12 protein-coding genes are annotated in these 19,663 nt (G+C 65.6%); 3 read left to right on the top strand and 9 right to left on the bottom strand.

The features are described 5' to 3' along the window. Nucleotides 1–4: 4 nt before the first annotated feature. Entirely contained in the window at nt 5–910 is a 906-nt protein-coding gene (locus ACN9M1_RS12565; RefSeq protein ID WP_426394813.1) for a mechanosensitive ion channel family protein, read from the bottom strand. A gap of 169 nt (nt 911–1,079) precedes the next feature. After that, nucleotides 1,080–2,159 (bottom strand): 3-deoxy-7-phosphoheptulonate synthase AroG, encoded by a 1,080-nt coding sequence (gene aroG, locus ACN9M1_RS12560; protein WP_426394811.1) that lies wholly within the window; start codon nt 2,157–2,159, stop codon nt 1,080–1,082. A gap of 62 nt (nt 2,160–2,221) precedes the next feature. On the opposite strand from aroG, the gene ACN9M1_RS12555 reads away from it, so the two are divergent. Next, complete coding sequence (locus ACN9M1_RS12555; RefSeq protein WP_426394809.1) at nt 2,222–2,494, top strand: hypothetical protein; 273 nt, start codon at nt 2,222–2,224, stop codon at nt 2,492–2,494. A 58-nt stretch (nt 2,495–2,552) separates the two neighbouring features. Here the strand turns inward: ACN9M1_RS12555 and tldD are convergent, their stop codons facing one another. Genes tldD through ACN9M1_RS12540 form a run of 3 tightly spaced genes read right to left on the bottom strand, consistent with a single transcriptional unit; the run spans nt 2,553 to nt 9,235 of the window. Next, nucleotides 2,553–4,016 carry a metalloprotease TldD gene (gene tldD / locus ACN9M1_RS12550; RefSeq protein WP_426394808.1) on the bottom strand — a complete coding sequence of 488 codons (1,464 nt, stop codon included), beginning with the start codon at nt 4,014–4,016 and terminating at the stop codon, nt 2,553–2,555. A 30-nt stretch (nt 4,017–4,046) separates the two neighbouring features. Beyond that, on the bottom strand, nt 4,047–4,925 hold the full coding sequence (locus ACN9M1_RS12545; RefSeq protein WP_426394806.1) for a carbon-nitrogen hydrolase family protein: 879 nt from the start codon (nt 4,923–4,925) through the stop codon (nt 4,047–4,049). A gap of 5 nt (nt 4,926–4,930) precedes the next feature. Further along, on the bottom strand, nt 4,931–9,235 hold the full coding sequence (locus ACN9M1_RS12540) for a YhdP family protein (RefSeq protein ID WP_426394804.1): 4,305 nt from the start codon (nt 9,233–9,235) through the stop codon (nt 4,931–4,933). 182 nt (nt 9,236–9,417) lie between these two features. On the opposite strand from ACN9M1_RS12540, the gene glnE reads away from it, so the two are divergent. Together glnE and rrtA are read left to right on the top strand one after the other, a co-directional pair. Then, nucleotides 9,418–12,270, top strand: a complete 2,853-nt coding sequence (gene glnE, locus ACN9M1_RS12535) for a bifunctional [glutamate--ammonia ligase]-adenylyl-L-tyrosine phosphorylase/[glutamate--ammonia-ligase] adenylyltransferase (RefSeq protein ID WP_426394802.1) — start codon at nt 9,418–9,420, stop codon at nt 12,268–12,270. Further along, nucleotides 12,267–12,884, top strand: a complete 618-nt coding sequence (gene rrtA / locus ACN9M1_RS12530) for a rhombosortase (protein WP_426394801.1) — start codon at nt 12,267–12,269, stop codon at nt 12,882–12,884. Before glnE ends, rrtA begins: the two co-directional genes overlap by 4 nt. Before the next feature lie 81 nt (nt 12,885–12,965). On the opposite strand, the gene ACN9M1_RS12525 is transcribed toward rrtA, so the two are convergent. From ACN9M1_RS12525 to ACN9M1_RS12510, 4 genes are all read right to left on the bottom strand, one after another. Beyond that, complete coding sequence (locus tag ACN9M1_RS12525; protein WP_426394799.1) at nt 12,966–14,930, bottom strand: S8 family serine peptidase; 1,965 nt, start codon at nt 14,928–14,930, stop codon at nt 12,966–12,968. 187 nt (nt 14,931–15,117) lie between these two features. Then, complete coding sequence (locus ACN9M1_RS12520) at nt 15,118–17,073, bottom strand: S8 family serine peptidase (protein WP_426394798.1); 1,956 nt, start codon at nt 17,071–17,073, stop codon at nt 15,118–15,120. Nucleotides 17,074–17,279: 206 nt separating this feature from the next. Then, nucleotides 17,280–18,914 carry a S8 family peptidase gene (locus ACN9M1_RS12515; RefSeq protein WP_426394796.1) on the bottom strand — a complete coding sequence of 545 codons (1,635 nt, stop codon included), beginning with the start codon at nt 18,912–18,914 and terminating at the stop codon, nt 17,280–17,282. 267 nt (nt 18,915–19,181) lie between these two features. Continuing rightward, complete coding sequence (locus tag ACN9M1_RS12510) at nt 19,182–19,628, bottom strand: hypothetical protein (RefSeq protein ID WP_426394794.1); 447 nt, start codon at nt 19,626–19,628, stop codon at nt 19,182–19,184. Nucleotides 19,629–19,663: the final 35 nt, after the last annotated feature.

Raw genomic sequence — 19,663 nt, 5'->3', positions numbered from 1 at the left:
TGAATCAGTTCACGCTCGTCGGCGTGGTCGTGCTCTGTGCCACGGCAGTCAGCCCGGCCAATTGCCCCGGCGTGGTGATGGTCAGCGCCTGCGACGGCGTCGGTGCCGGGAAACCGCCTTCGGCCAGTGCTTCCTTGATCGTGCGGTTGGTGTCGAAGTAGACCTGCCAATAGTTGTCGTTATGCGTGTATGGGCGCACGGCCAGCACTGGGCCGACGAGGTTGAATTCCAGAATCTCCACGTCGACGGCCGGATCGGTCAGTACGTTCGGGATGGCGGCGATCTTTTCCTTGAGCAGCGCGATGGCGGCGCGGTGGTCGGCGCTGCCGGCCAGCTGTGCCTTCAGCTCGACACGGCGGAAGGGGTTGGACGTGTAGTTCTGGATTGTGTCGGCGAAGATCTTGCCGTTGCCAACGATGGTGACGACGTTGTCCGGCGTGTTGAGCGAGGTGGCAAACAGGCCAATCTCCTTCACGGTGCCGGTGATGCCGCCGACCGTGACGAAGTCGCCCACCTTGAACGGCCGCAGCACGATCAGGAACGCGCCCGCCGCGAAGTTCGACAGCAGTCCCGACCAAGCCATGCCGATGGCCACGCCGGCCGCCGCAATCAACGCAGCAAACGTCGTCGTCTGGATGCCGAAGTAGCCCAGGATGCCGATCACCAGCAGCACGTTCAGCGTGACGGTGATGATCGAGCCGACATAGCGCAGCACAGTCGGGTCGACCTTCTGCCGGCCCAACGAGCGTTCCACCATGCGGACCGCGAAGTTGATCAGCCAGCGGCCGACCACCCAGAAGACGATGGCTGCGAGGATCTTCATGCCGACGTCGGCGGCGTACTGCTCCACGATCGCCTGGTACTTGCTTGCGGTGTTGACGGCGGTGTCCGCCAGAGTCTCTGCTGCCATGGTTGCCTCCGGGAGGTGAGCAGGGGAATTCCCTACGATATGCCAAAGACAACGCACTTGTGTGACTTTGATACGTTCTGCTCACATTTGTTATACATCCGGCGGCTCTGGCGACGCCCCACAAAAAAGGACGCCCGCAGGCGTCCTCTTCAAATCACTTCAGCGCAGATCAGTTGCCGCTGCCCGCCACCAAACGGCGCTTGCGCACGGCATCCGCCAGCGTTTCCAGCACCTTCACCGAATCGTCCCAGCCGATGCAGGCGTCGGTCACGCTCTGGCCGTAGGCGAGGTCGGACACCGGCGTGCCCTGCACGTGGTCCTGGCGACCGGCATTGATGTGCGACTCCACCATCACCCCGACGATGCGGTTGTCGCCAGCAGCCATCTGGCGGCCGATGTCTTCGCACACCGGGATCTGGTTCTCGTGCTTCTTGCTGCTGTTGGCGTGCGAGGCGTCGATCATCAGGCGTGCGGCCAGGCCCGACTTGGAGATGGCGTCGCAAGCTTCCTGCACGCTGGCGGCGTCGTAGTTGGGCGCCTTGCCGCCGCGCAGGATGATGTGGCAATCCTCGTTGCCTGCCGTCGACACAATCGCCGAGTGGCCGCCCTTGGTGACCGACAGGAAGTGGTGTGGCTGCGATGCGGCCTTGATGGCGTCCACGGCGATCTTCACGTTGCCGTCGGTGCCGTTCTTGAAGCCGACCGGGCAAGACAGGCCGGACGCCAGTTCCCGGTGCACTTGCGATTCCGTCGTGCGCGCACCGATGGCGCCCCAGCTCACCAAGTCAGCGATGTACTGCGGGCTGATCATGTCGAGGTATTCGGTGCCGGCGGGCAGGCCGAGCTCGTTGATGTTCATCAGCACCTCACGTGCGGTGCGCAGGCCGTCGTTGATCTTGAAGCTGCCGTCCATGTACGGATCGTTGATCAGGCCCTTCCAGCCGACCGTGGTGCGCGGCTTTTCGAAGTACACGCGCATGACGATTTCCAGCTCGTTCTTGAAGCGCTCACGCTGCTCGACCAGGCGGCGGGCGTAGTCCAGCGCGGCCTTGGTGTCGTGGATGGAGCAGGGGCCGATGATGACGATCAGGCGGTCATCCATGCCGTGCAGGATGCGGTGCATGGCGTTGCGGCTCTGATAGATCAGCTCCGACACGGTGTCGCTGCACGGGAATTCGCGAATCAGGTGCGCCGGCGGCGTCAGCTCTTTGAGTTCGCGAATGCGCAAATCATCGGTGTTCTTCGGCATGGAAAGCTCCTGGGGTGTCTCGTTGTATTGGAAGTATTGGAAACGTCTACTGTGTTCGGGCCATGTTTCGCGTCGGTGCCGAGGTGGGGCAAGTGACAGGGCGAAAAAAAACCGCCAGGGTTGCTGGCGGTTTTCGGTATCTGCTGGGTGCTTTATTTTTGCTGCAAGCGCCCCTCTCCTTCCGCCAGCGGTGCGAGATGCCAAAAGTAAAAGTAAAAAAACTTGGCGAAGGACATGGAGAGAAAGCTCAGTACTGCAACAAAAATCAGGGAAGCGCGGGTGACAAAACTACCGCGCCGCACCAATCGAACCGTCTTTATAGCTGCTTTTTCTGAGTGCCGCAAGCGCGGAGTTTCCGGGGCTGCGGCGCCAAAACGACGATTCCGACGCGGATCAAACCGTGCCGCCCACCGTCATGTTCTCCATGCGCAGGGTCGGCTGGCCGACGCCCACCGGCACGCTCTGGCCCTCCTTGCCGCACACGCCGATGCCCGAATCCAGGCGCATGTCGTTGCCGATCATGGTCACGTGCTTGAGCGATTCCGGGCCGCTGCCGACCAGCGTCGCGCCCTTGACCGGCGCGGTGATCTTGCCGTCTTCGATCAGGTAGGCCTCGCTGGCGGAGAACACGAACTTGCCGTTGGTGATGTCGACCTGGCCGCCGCCGAAGTTGACCGCATACAGACCCTTCTTGACGCTGGCGATGATCTCCTGCGGGTCCTTGTCGCCGCCGAGCATGTAGGTGTTGGTCATGCGCGGCATCGGCAGGGCGGCGTAGCTCTCGCGGCGGGCGTTGCCGGTCACCGGCATCTTCATCAGGCGCGCGTTGAGCGTGTCCTGCATGTAGCCGGTGAGGATGCCGTCTTCGATGAGCGTGTTGCACTGCGTGGGGTTGCCCTCGTCGTCGAGGTTGAGCGAGCCGCGACGGTTGGCGAGTGTGCCGTCGTCCACCACGGTGACGCCCTTGGCCGCCACGCGTTCGCCCATGCGGCCGGAGAAGGCGGACGAGCCCTTGCGGTTGAAGTCGCCTTCCAGGCCGTGGCCGATGGCTTCGTGCAGCAGCACGCCGGGCCAGCCCGGGCCAAGCACGACGGTCATGGTGCCGGCCGGTGCCGGCTTGGCTTCCAGATTGACGAGTGCGGAGGAGACCGCCTCGTCCACGTATTCGCGCAGCAGATCATCGGTGAAGTAGCCGTAGGCATAGCGGCCGCCGCCGCCGGAGCTGCCCATTTCGCGGCGCCCGTTCTGCTCGGCGATGACGGTGACGGAGATGCGCACCAGCGGGCGCACGTCCGCAGCGATCACGCCGTCGCTGCGTGCCACCAGCATCACGTCGTATTCACCGGCCAAGCCGGCCATGACCTGCACCACGCGCGGGTCTTTGGCGCGGGCGAGCTTTTCGATGCGTTCAAGCAGGGCGACCTTTTCGGTGGCCGTCATTGAATCGAGCGGGTCGTTCGGCGCATACAGCGAGTGGCCGCTCGGGCCACTGACCAGGCTGTTCGCCACCTTCACGCGACCGGAGCCGGCCTTGCCGATGGTGCGCGTGGCGCCGGCGGCCTGCATCAGCGCGGGCAGGCTGATGTCATCCGAATAGGCAAATGCGGTGCGGTCGCCTGAGACGGCGCGCACGCCAACGCCCTGATCGATGCTGAAGCTGCCGGATTTGACGATGCCTTCTTCCAGGCTCCACGCTTCGTTGCGGGTGTACTGGAAATAGAGGTCGGCATAGTCGACGCGGTGCGTGAAGATGTCGGCCAGCGCGCGTTGCAGGTGCGCTTCATCGAGGCCGTACGGGTCGAGCAGCACGCGGCGCGCGATGGACAGATTCTGGATGGCGATGTCGCCTGCGTTCATGGTGAGTTCTCGCAAAGAAATTCGGTTGGCTTACATCACACGGTGTTTGAGTGCTGGCAGATCGCGGCGCACCTGCGCCAGGCGCGCCGGGTCCATATCGCCGACGGCCACGCCTTCGCCTTCGGGCACGGAGGCAATGATCTCGCCCCACGGGTCGACCAGCATGGAATGGCCCCAGGTGCGGCGGCCGTTTTCATGGTGCCCGCCCTGTGCGGCGGCGAGCACGTAACACTGATTCTCGATGGCGCGGGCACGCAGCAGGATTTCCCAGTGCGCGGCGCCCGTCACGTAGGTGAAGGCCGCCGGCATCAGAATCAAGTTCAGGTTGCCTTGGGCCGACAGCGCGCGGTACAGCTCCGGAAAGCGCAGGTCGTAGCACACCGACAGGCCCACGCGCCCGCAGGGTGCACCGAAGGCGACCGGCGTGGCGCCCGGCTCGATGGTGCGGGCCTCGTCGTAGCGCTCTTCACCGCGCACGAAGTTGAACAGGTGGATCTTGTCGTAGCGTGCGACGCGCATGCCGGCCGGGTTGAACGCGAGCGACGTATTGCGCACGCGTTGTTCGTCTTCGCACCACATCGGCAGCGTGCCGCCGACGAGCCACAGCTTGTGGCGGCGTGCGGCATCGGCGAGGAACGTTTGGATCGGGCCATCCTCATCGTTCTCGCGGATGGCGACCTTATCGCTGTCCTTGCGGCCCATCTTGCAGAAGTACTCGGGCAGCAGCGCGAGTTGTGCGCCCTGCGCGGCAGCTTCGGCGAGCAGAGCGTCGGCGCGCGCCAAATTGGCATCCACTTCGATGCCTGACACGGTCTGGATGGCGGCGACGCGAAAAGGTGCGGCAAAAGGCGCATCCGAGCCGGAGGGGGTGGAAGCGGACGTCACAGTCGTGGTGGTCGTGGAAGTCATGGCGCCTATTTTGCCGAGGTTTGCGGTGCGCTGCCTGAATTGCTGCTGGACGCGATCTTTTCAATCTTCGGATCGGCCCAGCTGCCGGTGACGTGGTACTGCGTGGCAAATGCCTTCGACAACTGGTCGCCCAAGACGAGCTGCGCCGCCAGCGTGCCGAGCCCAATGGCGGGGTTGATGAACGCCGCCGCCAACGATGCGGAGGTGGCATCGACCTTGGGCGTGACCTTGACGTGCAGATCCTGCGTTTCCTCGAGGATGTTGGCCGAGCCCTGCATCGCCACCTGGAACTGCGGGCCCTTGACGGCGAAGTCTTCCGTGCGTGCGACGCCGCCGGCGATCGTGCCGGTGGCGGTCACACTGTCGAACGGCGTGCCGCGCCCCGTGGCGCTGCGCAGGTCGGTGGCGAAATGCAGCAGCCCTTGCAGGCTCAGCACGCCAGCCAGCTTGGCGAGGCCCGGATCGACCGGCAGGAACTGGCCACGCTCCAGGTTCAACGCCATGCGGCCGTTGAGGGTGGGGGTGTCGATCGACATAGGCGAGCCACGCCAGACCACGCGGCCTTCGAGCTTGCCCTTGGCACCATCGAGCACCTTGGCGAAGCCCATTTTTTGCAGCAGTTCGCCGGAGTCGCGCAGGTCCAGGTGGAAGTCGAGCAGCGTACGGCGCTCGGGGTCATCACCCCCGCCGCGCAGCCGGCGCGGGATGCGCCACGTGCCCTGCGCGGTGAGCGTGGCGGCCGGCTGCTCAATCTTGAGCGTTTCCAGCGTCCACACGGGTGCGCCATCGTTGATCTGGCTGCGCGCCTTGATTTCCAGCTTGCCGAGCGTCTTGCCGCGCAGGTCGAACTTGTCGGCAACGAGGTCGAGCGACGGGATTTCCTGCGAGCTGCTGGCCAGGGATTCGGTCAGCGCGCTTTCTTCCTTCGCGTCGGGGATGCTCATACGCGACAGGCGCATCGTTAGTTCCCCGAAGGGCACGGCGGCGCTTTCGGCATGCCAGCGTGTGTTGCCGGCGATCTCGCGCGATTCGATGGTCGATTGCCAGTTGGCGCCATCGCGCGTGGCGTCGATGCGCACGGCGTTGAAGTCGCGGCCCAGCATGTGCAGTATTTGCGCCCGCGCGTTCAGGCGGTTGGGCAGATACGCGTTGTGGCTGGCGTTCGCGCTGGCCGCGGCGTGTTCGGAGGCGATCTGGCTGGCGTTCTTGTCGGCCGAGGGCGCGGCGAAGACCTGGCGCCACGCGTCGATGTCCAACTGATCCAGCGCGAGGTTGGCCTGCACACCGTCGGTCGGTTGCGGCACGGGTTGGCGCACGCCGATGCCACCGCGCAACACCTCCACGCCGTTGCCATTGCTGCGTTGCTCGTAACGGGCGCTGACGATGTTGCCGATCTGCAGCGTCACTTCGTCGAGCGCGTTGTTGGCGGCCAGCGGCTGCATTTCAAAGCGCACCGGCAGCGGCTGCCCGGCGGCCTTGTTGAGCGGAGCGGGCAGGCGTACGGTCATCGGCGTGAGGTCGGACTGCACCTGGATGATCGGTCGATGCTGCTTGACGCCGATGGTGGCGCTGTACGGCGCGCTGCCCTCCAGCGCACGGGCAATCGCGGCGATGGGGCTACCTTCTGGCGTCGTTTCACGCAGGCCCTGGGCCGAGGCAGTGCCCGCGACCTGGATGCGGATCGTGCCATCCGGTGCGGTGCCGCCGGTCGGGCGGATTTCACCGCCGGCAAAGCGGGCGCGCAGGTTGTTGAAGCCGATGCCCTTCTGCGTGAAGGTGAGGGCGCCCGTCACGTCGGTCAGCGGCGGCGCTTGCGAAAGCAGGGTGACGTCATTGCGCAGGAAGGTGACGCTGCCCTGCGCGCGGGTGTTGTGCATTTCATGCAGCGGCAGGTCCAGCTTGAGCGCCAGCGTGGCATTGCCCTGCGCACGCGCATCCTTGGTGAAGTGGCCGATCCACCCGCCGATGGGACTGGCTTCGAGGTATTGCAGGAAGCCTTGCGTCGGACCATCACCGCGGCCTTCGATGGTCAGCAGCGGCGAGTGGTCGCCCATGTCGGGCAGGTTGCCGTTCACATCCTGCAGGTCCACGCCCATCACCTTGGCGTGCGCCACCTTGAATGCCAGTGAAGCCTTGTCAAAGATGACTGTGCCATCGATGTTGGTAAACGCAGGCCATTCGCCGGGATGCGTCGGCACAGAACCGGGTGCGTTATGCGCCGTTTCGGGCGGGGCAGACTGGTACGTCACATCCTGGATCGGCACTTCGACGCGGAAGGCGCCCTTATGCGGCGCCCGGAATGGGAATTCCAGCAGATCGCCCGACAGCGTGAAGCTGACGTTGCTGGCTGTGCCGCTTTGCAGCGCACCGGTCAGATAGTCGCGCAGATGCTGTCCGATGGACAGCGGCAGATAACGTGGCACGCGCGGTACGTTGGCGTGCTCGAGCGTGCCGGTCAGATCGATGGTGCCGACATGGCTCGTGTTGGGGGCGTGACGATAGTTGCCGCTGATGCGTGCCGACAGGTCGGCATTGGAGAACGCCAGGTTGTCGCTGGTGACGACCAACTCCTGCTTGCGATACGTCCAGTTAAAGGTGCCTTGCAGGCGGTCCAGGGGGACGCGCGGTTCCGCAAAGGTGCCGGGCAGTAGCAGGGCGGCGTCGGTGGAGTCGATGCGCAGGGTGCCGCGTTGGGTGCCTTTCTCATCTGAGAACACGGCATTGCCGGAGAGGTTTTCTACCCCCGGCACCGCGGACTCGGGGTGATGACCGGGCGGTACGGCCGGCAGTGCGCCCGGCCCAAACGACACCTGTCGTAGCGTCGCGCGGCCGGTCAGGTGCACCGGCGCCGGCGCGTTCGGGCGCCAGCGGGACACATCGCGCTGCCAATTGATGTCGAGATCGTCCAGCCGGCCGGCGGGCTGCTTGGCGCGCAGCGGCTCCAGCACGCCGGCGGGCAGCGGCAACGTGGTGGCGATGCCGCGCACGTCGGCCAGGTCCATGGTGGCGGCCTTGATCTGCAGATAGCGCAGGGCCTCGTGGCTATCCAGCGCCCAGCCTACGGTGACGTTGCGCAGCCCGCGCGGCGTGCCGGCGGGATTGAGCGGCGTGACGATACCAGGGCCGGCCAGCTCGGGCGTGGGCGGCTGGACGGCTTGCGTGGATGGGTTCAGTGGTTGCCAGAGCAGGGTGTCGACGCGCAGGGTGTGCTCACCGGTGCTCGCGCGCTGGTGCGTGGCCAGCACTTGCAGGCTGCGCAACTGCAGCGGGTCGAGGTCCTTGCGGACCTGCAGGTCCAGTTCCTGCCCTGTCAGGCGCGCCTGGCTGCGCGTGAAGACGCCATCGGCAAACTCCACCGAGCCGTCGGACGACAGCGTGCCGCTGTTGGCGGACGCCAGCACCGGCACATAACGCTGTGCGGCGGCCAGTTGCAGCGTATTGACCTGCCAGTTGGCCTGGCCGTGCCAGTGCTGCCAATCGCCTGGGCGGGCCAGCAGGTCGTGGCGGAAATCGGCGTGCAGCTTGATGGGGCCGTTGAACAGCGTGGGTGACGTGCCGCTGGCGTCCAGCCGGTGGCGGGTCGGGCCGCTGCGCAACTGGATGCGCACATTGCCCAGCGCCACCTCGGGCAGTTTCTGCTGCTCGTCGAGCCAGCGCACCGCGCCCTCGCGCACATCGATGTCGCCCTGGGAGAGCAGTTGGTCCAGGAAGCCGCTGTCGCCGCTGGTGTTGGCCGACAACGGCATGCCCGCTACCAGCAGTGCGCCCTCGGCACTGCGGCGGACCAGCACGTCGGCGCGATTGGCGTGCAGTACGGCAAACGTGATCTCCATGCGCGGCAAGGAGCGCCACGACAGCCGCGCCTGTACGTCCTGCACGGCGAAAGTGTGGCGCCCCGCAGTGTCACGGGCATCGATGCGTTGTGCGCGGAAGGCCGGATGCCAGCCTTCCCAGTAGGTTTCCAGCGAGCCGATGCTGACCGTGGCGTGCAGTGCGCTGGAGGCCTCGCGCTCCATCCACTCGCGCGCCAGGCTCACACGCGGCCACAACACAAAGCGCACCAGCAGCATGCCGAAGATGGCCAGCACGGCCAGCACCGCCAGTGTTTTCCACAGCAGGCGCCATAGCTTGCGCCAGATCGGGGCACGCACCACAGCCGCGACACCGCCACCAATAGCGCCCACCAATCGCACGAGCCACGCCCACGCAGCCGGACCGGCCGCGCGCATGCCGGTCGGGCGGGATGACAGGGTACTGGTGTGTCCGCCGTCGGACTTCGGCGATTCTGGGGGCTGGGGCGGGCGAGGCATGACCGGGATTATCCGATATTCGTGACGCGGCGCCACATCAACAAGGGTTGCGGCGGCCGCTGCAGAAGCGCCAAGCACGTGCGATACCCGCGAAAGTCTGTGACCGCCGACCGGCTTGGCGGGCATTTCAGCGAGAATGAGCGCTTCCTGTTGTTATCCCCGCTGTTGACCCGATGGTTCGCATGACTGATTCCGCCTTGTCTGCCCAGCCGTTTCTGCAAGCGCCGGCCCGTGCGCCGGAAACCTCCGCCCCCGCCCTGCCGTTTGCGCTGGCGTATTCACGTTATGTCCAGCGCCTTGCACACGCGCGCGAAGGTTGGGCCGCGCGTGCCCAGGCTGCCGCTGCAGGTGTGATCGACGTGGCGTGGCTGTCCGCGCGCTTTACCGAACTGTTCGATACCACCGCCGTGGACCTGGAGCCCGCCCTCAAGCGCGCCTTGCGGCTGCTGCGCAACGAGGTGTTTGCCGGACTGGTCGAGCGCGATCTGACGGGCGCAGCCACGCTCGACGAAGTGACGGGCACCATGACCGACCTGGCCGAATTCGCGGTGCGCGCGGCCATTTCCGTGATCGGCCGGGAGCTGGAAACGCTACATGGCCAGCCGATCGGGCAATCCTCGGGTGAGGTGCAGGAGCTGGTGGTGGTCGGCATGGGCAAGCTTGGCGGGCGCGAGCTTAACGTCTCGTCCGACATCGACCTGATCTTCCTCTACGACGACGATGGCGATACGCAAGGCGGCCCACGCCCGCTGTCCAACCACGAATACTTCACCAAGCTCGGCCGGCGGCTGATCAACGTCCTGGCCGATGTGACGGAAGACGGCTACGTCTTTCGCGTCGACATGCGTTTGCGCCCGAATGGCGACGCGGGGCCGCTGGTGTGCAGCCTGGGCATGCTGGAGGAGTACTTTGTCGTGCAGGGCCGGGAGTGGGAGCGCTATGCCTGGATCAAGGGCCGCGTCATCACCGACCCGACCAGTCCCCACGCAGCGCGCGTGATCCAACAACTGGAACGTGTGACGACGCCGTTCGTGTTCCGCCGCTATCTGGATTACGGCGTGATTGCCGCGATTCGCGCGCTGCACGCGCAGATTCGTAGCGAGGCGGCCAAGCGTAGCAATAGCGCCATTCGCCAGCATGGCCCCAGCGATGGCCAGGTGCATGCGCGTTCGCCGAACATCAAGCTCGGCCGTGGCGGCATCCGCGAGATCGAGTTCGTCGCGCAGGTGTTTCAGCTGATTCGCGGCGGACAGGATTTTGCGTTGCGCGTGCGGCCCACGCTCGAGGTGCTGCGCGCTGCAGCCGAACGCGGCCTGATCGGCGACGACGTGGTGGCGCGGCTGACCGAGGCGTATCGCTTTCTGCGCCAGCTTGAGCACCGCCTGCAATACATCGAAGACGCGCAGACGCATAACCTGCCGGGCTCGCCCGAAGACCAGCATCGCGTGGCGCGCATGATGGGCTTTGACGACTACGCCGCGCTGGTCGCCAAGCTGGAGGCGTATCAGGAAGAAGTTGCGCAGCAGTTCGAGCAGACCTTCTCGGACAAGCAAGACAGCCAGCCGCCGTGTGCGTCGATCTGGCATGCCGATCTGCTCGACGATGAGCACACCGAAGCCGCCCACGCGCAACTGGCGGACCTCGGCTATGCCGACCCCCACAGCGTACTGGAACGCCTGCGCGCCACGCGCAATTCGCCGCGCTACCGGGCGTTGTCGGAAGTGAGCCGCCAGCGGTTCGACCTGCTGATCAACCGCGCGCTCGACCACGCCGCACGGCAGACCGATGCGGATGTCACCATCGCGCGCTTTCTCGATTTCTTTGATGCGATCAGCCGACGCGCGTCGTACCTCTCCCTGCTGAGCGAATACCCGCAGGCCATGGAGCGCGTGGCACACACGCTGCACGCATCGCGCTGGGCGGCGGACTACCTCACGCGCCATCCGCAACTGCTGGATGAGCTGCTCGATATGGAGGCGCTGTCGGCCGAGCCCGATTGGCCCGCCTTCCGCGAGCGCGTGCGCGAACGCCTGCATGCAGCGGAAGACCACGTCGAAATGCAGATGGACATCCTGCGCCAGGAGCACCATGCGGAGACCTTCCGCGTGCTGCTGCTGGACTTGCAGGGGCTGCTGAGCGTGGAGCACATCAGCGATCGTCTGTCGGATCTGGCTGACGCCGTGCTCGACCTGACGCTGGAGACGGTGTGGAAGCAGGTCGGCACGCGCCATCGTGAGGTGCCGCGTTTTGCGGTCGTCGCCTATGGGCGCCTGGGTGGCAAGGAACTCGGTTATGCGTCGGACCTCGACATCATCTTTCTCTACGACGATGACGACGAACGCGCGCCGGAAATCTATGCGTCATTCGCGCGCAAGCTGATTACTTGGTTGACCAGCCACACCGCCGCCGGCACGTTGTTCGACGTGGATACGCGCCTGCGCCCGAACGGTGCGGCTGGGCTGATGGTCACGCACTTTGAGGCCTTCCGCCGCTACCAGATGCGCGAGGGCGACAACGCCGCGTGGGTATGGGAGCACCAGGCGCTCACGCGCGCACGCTTCTGTGCGGGCGATGCGGACATCGGCGAACGCTTTGAAGCGCTGCGGACCGCCGTGCTGCGGCAAGTGCGCGAAGCGGGCCCCCTGCGCGAGGAGATCGTGGCGATGCGCGAGCGTGTGTCGGAGGGCCATGCAAATCCGACGCAGTTGTTCGACCTCAAGCACGATCGCGGCGGCATGGTGGATATCGAATTCACCGTGCAGTTTCTGGTGCTGCTGCACAGCGCGGTGCATGCCGAACTCACCCGCAACAAAGGCAACATCGCGCTGCTGCACATGGCCGCCGAGCTGGGTTTGATCGACCCCACGCGCGCTGCGCAGGTGGCGGATGCCTACCGGGATTTCCGTGCACGGCAACACAAGCTGCGTTTGGATGGGCAATCCGCTGCGCGCGTCCCCGCCGGCACCTGTGCGCATGAAACCGCTCAGGTGCGCGCGTTGTGGGAACAGGTGTTTGGAGCCGCGCCAGCGCAATGAGGGTGCATCGTCAGACCTTGCAGACGTGGGGCGCATGCGCGGGTGTTGCTGCGCTGTCGGCGGTGTTTTCCTTCGTGCCGTGGCTCCATGCCGTGGGGTTGTATCAGCGTGATGCGGTGCGTGCGGGGCAATGGTGGCGCCTCGTTACGGCCATGTGGGTCCACCTCGATATGTGGCACTGGCTGGGCGACGGGATGGCGGCTGCGGGGCTGATCTTGCTGCTGGCGCGCGTGCTGCAGCCACAGGCCATCGTGGGCGTGCTGGTGGCGTGTGGTGTGCTGGTGCAGATCGTTTTGCTGAATCAGCCTGCAGTGCAGTGGTATGGCGGCCTTTCCGGCGCGCTGCACGGGCTGGCCGCGTGGGGTGGCCTACGGTTGCTACAGCCTGCGGCTGACGCGGACGAGGATCGCCTCTCACGCTGGATTGGCGTGGCGTTATGCGTGGGCGTGCTGGGGAAGGTGTGGCTGGAGCAGTCGTGGCTGTCGCCCATCGTCTATGACCCGCACTGGGGTTTTGGCGTGGTGCGCATCGCCCATGCCGTTGGCGCGGTGAGCGGGCTACTGATCTGGGTACTGGGGGAGTGGCGCGCTCGCGGTAAGCGGGTGCGTATGTGAGCAGCCGGGTGCCGGAACGGTAGGGCGGGGAGAACGCCCGCCCGCGCCCAAGAAAGGCGCGGGCTGAGAGAAACAACAGGCTTACTTCACACGACGCCGACGGCTAGCCAGGCCAGCAGCCAGCAGCAATGCTGCGCCGCCCAGGCCGATCGCGCCGCCACCGCCGCCGCTGCTGGAGGTGGTTGCTGGCGTGGTGGTGCCGGTGCTGCCGCCCGTTGCTGCAGCGGTGACTGTCACGTTGGCAGTATCCGTGGCAGTCGCGCCGGTGTTGCTGGTCAGCGTTACCGTGAAGGCGTAGGTGCCAGCGGTCGACGGCGTGAATGTTGCGGTGTAATTGCCGTTGCTATCGGGCCCTGCAGTGGTGAGGCTGACGGACGGCCCGGACGTCTGCGTCCACTGCACGCTCGCGATGGTATTGACGAGGCCTGCATTGCCGCTCGCCGTAAGCGTGACCGCGTTGTTTGCGGTCACCGTGCTTGCCGACGTCGAGGCGTGCACAATCGGATTGCCCTTCGCCAGCGCAACGGCGGCGCCCGCGTCCAGCATGCCGGCTCCGCAGACTCCCGCATGCGTCGCGCAGTACGTGCCGGCCGGGAACGGACGTGCCGACTGCTGGAGGACGGTGGCAATCTGAGCCGGCGTCAGCGCACTGTTGACCGATAGCATCAGCGCCGCGACGCCTGCCACGTGCGGCGTGGCCATCGAGGTGCCGCCTTCGGCGGTGTAATCGTCGGTGGTGGCCGTGGTTGCGCCGTCGTTCGTCAGCGACGGTACCAGTGCCCCCAGACCGCTGACCACCGAACCGTTGCCACCGCCAGGCGCACTCAGCGTCGTGCCGGTGCCGACGTTGGCGTAGCTTGCCCTGTCGCCTTCGAAGGTGTGCGCCGTGACGGCAATGGTGCCTGCGCAGTTGGCCGGTGTACCAATGGTCGTCGCGTTGCCATCATTGCCGGTTGCCACCACGATGGCAGCCCCGCGAGCGCGCGCTGCCGAGATGGCGTTTTGCGTCGGGGTATCGCAGCTGCCGACGCCGCCCAGACTCATGTTGACGACCTTGGCGGGGGCCGTGTTGACCGTGGTAACGCCAGAGACGATGCCACCCGTGGCCCAGGTCAGCGCATCGATGATGTCGGAGCTTGAGCCACCGCATTTCCCCAGTACGCGTGCCATCAACAGGCTGACGCCCGGGGCAATACCGGCGACACCTGTGCTGTTGTGTTGCGCGATGAGTTGGCCGGTGACAAACGTGCCGTGCCACGAGCTGTTGGAAGGCGACAGGCCCCCGCACATCGTCGGGTTGTTGGTGATATCCGTGCTGGTGACCCAGTCACCCGGATCGGTCGGGTCGCTGCTACGTCCGGCGCCGCCTTTGTTATTGACGAAGGGGTTCGTGACAAAGTCGTAGCCCTGCTTGATCCGTGCCCCAGACAGGTCAGCGTGGCCGGGAAGAATGCCGGTATCCAGTACGGCAACGTTGACGCTGCTCGAACCCTTCGTCGTGTCCCAGGCGGTGGTCACGTTGGCACCACCCGTCGTTGGCGCACCGTTGGCTGATGCACCGCCGCTGACCGTGACGACATTGGTGACCGTGCCGGTTTTGGGCAGCAGGTTCCATTGGAGTGGGAAGAACTGATCGGACGGCGTGGAAGCCGCGTGCCAGATCCGGTCAGGCGACACATATTCAAATTGACCGCTGGCTTCCATGCGCTGTGCCACGGCTTGAGCGTCAGACACCGACATGGTTTGCGGCAGCGTCACCACGTGGGCACCGCCAGACATGGCGCGCTTATACGTCATCGGCAACTGCGCAGCGGCCGACCAGCGTTGCACTGTCGCGACATCTACGCGCACGGCCGTTCCGGCCGATTGCAGCTCGTACGTGCCGCTGGCGCCACTCTTTTCCTTGACGATCAACTGCGACACCCATTGCGTTTGGGCGCCAACGTTTGCTGCCTGACCGACGGCGAGCGCCGGCACAGCGTGATACGAAACCAGTCCGAGCACGACCAGCGCGCGGACCATCCCCCCCGGGACAATCGCCTTCATTTGAAAAGTCCTATTGTTGTAACAAAAAGAGGCGAAATTATCTCAATATTGACGACGTGGCACGACAAAAAAAGAACTAAATACGGAATTGAAAATTTCTTACAACTTCACAAACGCCGATGCGATGGGGGGTTAGGGGATGCAACCCCACGCTTGAGGGATGCAACGTGAAAGGGCCGGCAGTCGCTTAACGGGCGCTGCGCCCAAGCCGATGCGCGAGGCCCGCTGCAAGCAATAGCGCCGCATAGGCGAGTCCGATTGACCCACCGCCACCCTCGCCGCCCGATGAAGCTCCGGTGCCTGCTCCTGTCTCCGTCCCTGGCGGGGTGGGGGCTTCTGCTACGGTCACGCTGACGGTGTCGGTCGCTGTGGCGCCTGCGCTGTTGGTCAGCGCAACGCTGAAGCTGTAGATCCCGGCAGCGGTTGGCGTGAAGGTGGCCGTGCTCGTGCCGTTGGCGTCGGGCGGGGAAGTTGTCAACGCTACGGGATTGCCCGCTGTTTGGGCCCAAACCAGATTACCCGCGCTTTGCGTGTAGCCAGGGCCGCTGACGGCGATCAGCGAGACGTTGGTATTGAGGGAGACGCTCAAAACCGATGCGCCGACGTGCACGGTCGGCTGGCCCTGCGTCTGCGCGATGGCAGAACCGGCATCGAGCATGCCCGCGCCGCACACGCCCGGGTGCGTGGCGCAGTAGGTGCCTGCTGGGAACGGACGGGCCGATTGCTTGAGGATCGCGGTGATGTTGTCAGGTGTGAGCGCCGGCTGGATCGACAGCATGAGCGCCGCCACGGCCGACACGTGCGGTGTGGCCATGGATGTGCCGATATCGTTGGCATACCGGTCGCCGCTGGGCGAGGCGACGGGCCCGTTGGTGCCCGTGTTGGACAGCGACACGATCCCAGTGCCCACGCCACGAATGACCGTCCCCACGCCGCCGCCCGGCGCGCTGATTGCCGTTTGCGTGCCCACGTTGGCATACCAGGCGCTGTCGCCCTCCACCGTATGCGCGGTCACGGCGATGGCGCCCGTGCAGTTGGCGGGCGAATCGACCGGCCCCGATTCATTGCCGGCAGCCACGACGATGGTGGCGCCCAGCGCTCGCGCCGTGTTGATGGCCGCCTGCTCGCTGCGGGAGCACGCCCCTGTGCCACCCAGGCTCATGCTGATGACCTTGGCCGGCGTCGGGTTGTTGGCCAGACGCGGGACGGTGCCGCCGGCCAGCCAGGTCATCGCGTCCATGATGTCGGAGGTGGCGCCACCGCACTTGCCCAGCGCCCGCGCCATCTGCACGCGCACGCCCGGCGCGATGCCCGCAATGCCGATGCTGTTGTGTTGCGCCGCAATCTGGCCGGCCACGAACGTGCCGTGCCAGCTGCTGTTGCTCTGACTGCCGCACAGCGTGGGAAACGATGCAGCATCGCTGTCGCTGACCCAGTCGCCGGGGTCCGATGGGTCGTAGTTGGCGGCGCTATTGTTGGCGCCGTTATTGACGAAGCCACTTGGGATGGCATTGCCGGTTTTCGGGTCGGTCAGGCCGGTCATCGCGCTGCTGCGTATGAAGTTGTAGCCCGGACCAAAGTTCACGCCCGCAAAGTCCGCGTGGTCGGCGCGGATGCCCGTGTCCACGATGCCGATGCCGACCGTCGGTGTGCCCGTGGTCGTGTCCCAGGCGGTGGTCACGTTGGCACCACCCGCAGCAGCAGCCGGGGGCAGCAGGTTCCATTGCCGGCTGAAGAGCGGATCGCCGGCCATGGCCATCGGCCGCAGGATGCGGTCTGGCGACACGTAATCAAATTGACCGCTGGCTTCCATGCGCTGCGCCACCGTTTGCGCGTCGTCCAGCGTCATCGCCTGGGGCAGCGTCACCACGTGGGCCCCGCCGGACATGGGGCGCTGGTACGTCACCGGCAACTGCGCCGCGGCAGACCAGCGTTGCACCGCAGCCGCGCCCGCATATTCGGACTGCCGCTGCAATATGCCGCTGGCCGCCGGTTTTTCCTTGACGATGAGTTGCGTGACCCACTGCAACTGGGTATTGAACGTCGCCGATTTCTCCGCCGCGAATATCGGTGTGGCCGAATACGATGCCAGTCCGAGTGCTGTCAGTGCGTGAACAAAACCCCGTGTGACCGATTTTTCCATAGGATTTTCCCTATTTTTTTGTTGATTAACGTCACGTAATTGTTGGGGTACATCGGCACTCCTCTTGCCTAAATGAATTAGGTAGAAACCTGGGTATGAATCAGACAAGGCTCGGCGCGAGCCCGAAAACCTCGGCTCGGAGAGAAACAGCGGGCAGGGAAAATCAGACGCCCGCACCGGGCGGTGCGGGCAGGCGGGAAAGGATGTCAGTCGCGGCGACGTCGTTGGCCGGCCAACCCGGCGCCCAGCAACAATGCGGCCACGGCCAGCGGCATTGCGCCACCGCCACCGCCGCCGCTGCTGCCGGAGCCGGTGGACGTACCCGAACCGGATGTGCCACTGCCGATGCCAGCGGGCGTGGTGCGCTGTGCATAGCCGACGGCCCCTGCCGTATCCAGCAGTCCGGCACCGCAGATGCCGCTGTTGACGGCGCAATACGTGCCGCTCGGGTGCGGGCGCGCCGTTGTTTGCAGGCCGGCGAGGATCTGGGCGTTGGACAACTGCGGCTGCACGCTCAGCATGAGCGCAATCGTGCCGGCCACCTCGGGCGTGGAGAAGCTCGTGCCCGCGACCTGCTTGACGACGTAGTTGCCGAGCGTCTGCGCACCGTCATTCGAGTCAGCCTGGATCACGGAAGGCGTTTCGGCGCAGGTTGACGAGTTTGTGCCCGTGATGACCTTGGAGTTGCCGCAGCCCCCACCCGGCGCAGACAGTGCGACTTGCGATCCGACATTGGCGTAGCTGGCGTTTTCGCCGCTATCCACGTGGGCGGTCACGGCGATGGCACCGGTGCAATTGGCGGGCGCATCCACGGTTTGCGCGGCTTCGTTGCCAGCGGCCGCTACCACGACAGTGCCGAGCGCTGCCAGCCGGTTCACCGCATCCTGCTCAGCCGCGGAACACGAACTCGTGCTGCCCAGGCTCACGTTCACCACACGCGCTGGGTTGCTGTTGGTGGGCACGCCAGACACGGCGATGCCGCCCGCCCAGAGCATGCCGTCCACCGTATCGGACAGCAGCGCGCCGCACTTGCCGGACACGCGTACCGGCACGAACTGGGTGTTCCAGCCCACGCCAGCGATGGAGAGCCCGTTGTTGGTGCCGGCCGCCAGCACACTGCTGACCTCGGTGCCGTGCCAGCTGCTGTTGCCGACATCGCTGCTGGTGCAGCCGGGAATGCTGGACCACTGCGTGCTGGTGACGCCGTCCCCCAGGTCATGTGCGTCCGTGCCACGGCCAGACGAATTGCCCGCGCGTGCCGGGTCGGAGATGAAGTTGTAGCCGGGCAGGATCTTGCCCGACAGATCGGGGTGATCGGTATAACCCGTGTCCACTACCGCGACCACGATGTTCGAACCCTGCGTGATGCTCCAGGCCGATGCCACGTTGATCCCGCCCGGCACGACCGTCGGCGAGGCCAGGTTGTTCTGCGAGGCAAACAGCGGATCGTTGGGGACGGTGTTGGGGTGCAGGATGCGATCCGGCACCGCATAGGCCACGCGCGCGTCTTGCGCGATCTTGGCGGCGGCGGCTTCAATGCTGGCTGAATCGGTCAGGCCGGTGCGCATGAGTTGGGCATCGGTGGCCAGCGTGCGCTTGACCTGCAGCGTGCTCCCCGCCGCTTGTGCGATCGACAGCAACCGGTTGTTCGCTTCCGTGGCCGACAACGTCTTGCGCGTGCCGCTGGTGTCGTCGCGCCATTTGATGATCAGGTCGCCTGTGTATTGCGCTTGCGCCGTGGCAGCGTTGGCGGGCAGGGCGCCAAGCAACCCGGTGGCACAGGCCATGCTCGCGCCTGCGCGGAGCCAGAACTTCAACCGGAAGAGGGAGGAGGGGGTCATCAATGCGTGCTCCGAAGCGTCTTGCTGAGATGAGAAACGTCGTCAGGATGTGATCGTTGACAAGACGTTACACAAAAGCAACGTTAGCACGCAGCTTGCCCATTTGTGATGACGGGAGGCGCCTAAGGCATGGAGGAAGGCCTCAGGCGCGTGAATCGGAGACTGCAGATGCAGCGCAGCAGACTGCTGCCGGGCGCCTGAGACGCCCCATTGTTCACAGTGTGGAGGGACGCGCCCCCTGCGATGGAGGCGCGGAAGGGCGAAGGCTTATCGCTGAATGCGCATCACGCGATCGGCATCTGCCGAGGCGATGCCCGGTGCAGCGCGCAATGCCGCGATGGCGCCATCCAGCGTGGCCGAGGCATCGCCAGAGCTGGCCCGCACCACCCAGAAGCCGCCGGACATCGGCCGCACGACAGTAAAGGCCAGGCGCGGCGTGGCGCGTGCGCCTGCAGCATCCAGCACGTTTTGCACCGTGGTCGACGAAGTCGTCGGCGTGCTCAGACCGATGATGATGTCGCCCAGGTTTTGTGCAGCCGACACGGACGCGGGTGGCTGCGTGTTGGCGGAGGCGGGGTCCATGGCAGGCGGCTGGCCCGGGTCAATGGCGGGAACCGACTTGCACGCGGCCAGCAGGCACAGGCCGAGCGTTGCAGCCAGTGCGGGCTTGGCCAGCGCTAGCAGGGATCGGTGTTGGGCAGCCGGACGGGCCATGAAATTCTCCTTGGATTCGGGTGAAGGCAGCTGCG

The sequence above is a fragment of the Ralstonia sp. R-29 genome (assembly GCF_049913345.1).
In the GTDB taxonomy this organism is placed as follows: domain Bacteria; phylum Pseudomonadota; class Gammaproteobacteria; order Burkholderiales; family Burkholderiaceae; genus Ralstonia.
This window is presented reverse-complemented; position numbering and strand designations above follow the sequence as displayed.

Coding starts and splice junctions, on each gene's coding strand:
- ACN9M1_RS12565 (WP_426394813.1), bottom strand. CDS start 910: ATGGCAGCAGAGACTCTGGCGGACACCGCCGTCAACACCGCAAGCAAG.
- aroG (WP_426394811.1), bottom strand. CDS start 2,159: ATGCCGAAGAACACCGATGATTTGCGCATTCGCGAACTCAAAGAGCTG.
- ACN9M1_RS12555 (WP_426394809.1), top strand. CDS start 2,222: ATGTTTCGCGTCGGTGCCGAGGTGGGGCAAGTGACAGGGCGAAAAAAA.
- tldD (WP_426394808.1), bottom strand. CDS start 4,016: ATGAACGCAGGCGACATCGCCATCCAGAATCTGTCCATCGCGCGCCGC.
- ACN9M1_RS12545 (WP_426394806.1), bottom strand. CDS start 4,925: ATGACTTCCACGACCACCACGACTGTGACGTCCGCTTCCACCCCCTCC.
- ACN9M1_RS12540 (WP_426394804.1), bottom strand. CDS start 9,235: ATGCCTCGCCCGCCCCAGCCCCCAGAATCGCCGAAGTCCGACGGCGGA.
- glnE (WP_426394802.1), top strand. CDS start 9,418: ATGACTGATTCCGCCTTGTCTGCCCAGCCGTTTCTGCAAGCGCCGGCC.
- rrtA (WP_426394801.1), top strand. CDS start 12,267: ATGAGGGTGCATCGTCAGACCTTGCAGACGTGGGGCGCATGCGCGGGT.
- ACN9M1_RS12525 (WP_426394799.1), bottom strand. CDS start 14,930: ATGAAGGCGATTGTCCCGGGGGGGATGGTCCGCGCGCTGGTCGTGCTC.
- ACN9M1_RS12520 (WP_426394798.1), bottom strand. CDS start 17,073: ATGGAAAAATCGGTCACACGGGGTTTTGTTCACGCACTGACAGCACTC.
- ACN9M1_RS12515 (WP_426394796.1), bottom strand. CDS start 18,914: ATGACCCCCTCCTCCCTCTTCCGGTTGAAGTTCTGGCTCCGCGCAGGC.
- ACN9M1_RS12510 (WP_426394794.1), bottom strand. CDS start 19,628: ATGGCCCGTCCGGCTGCCCAACACCGATCCCTGCTAGCGCTGGCCAAG.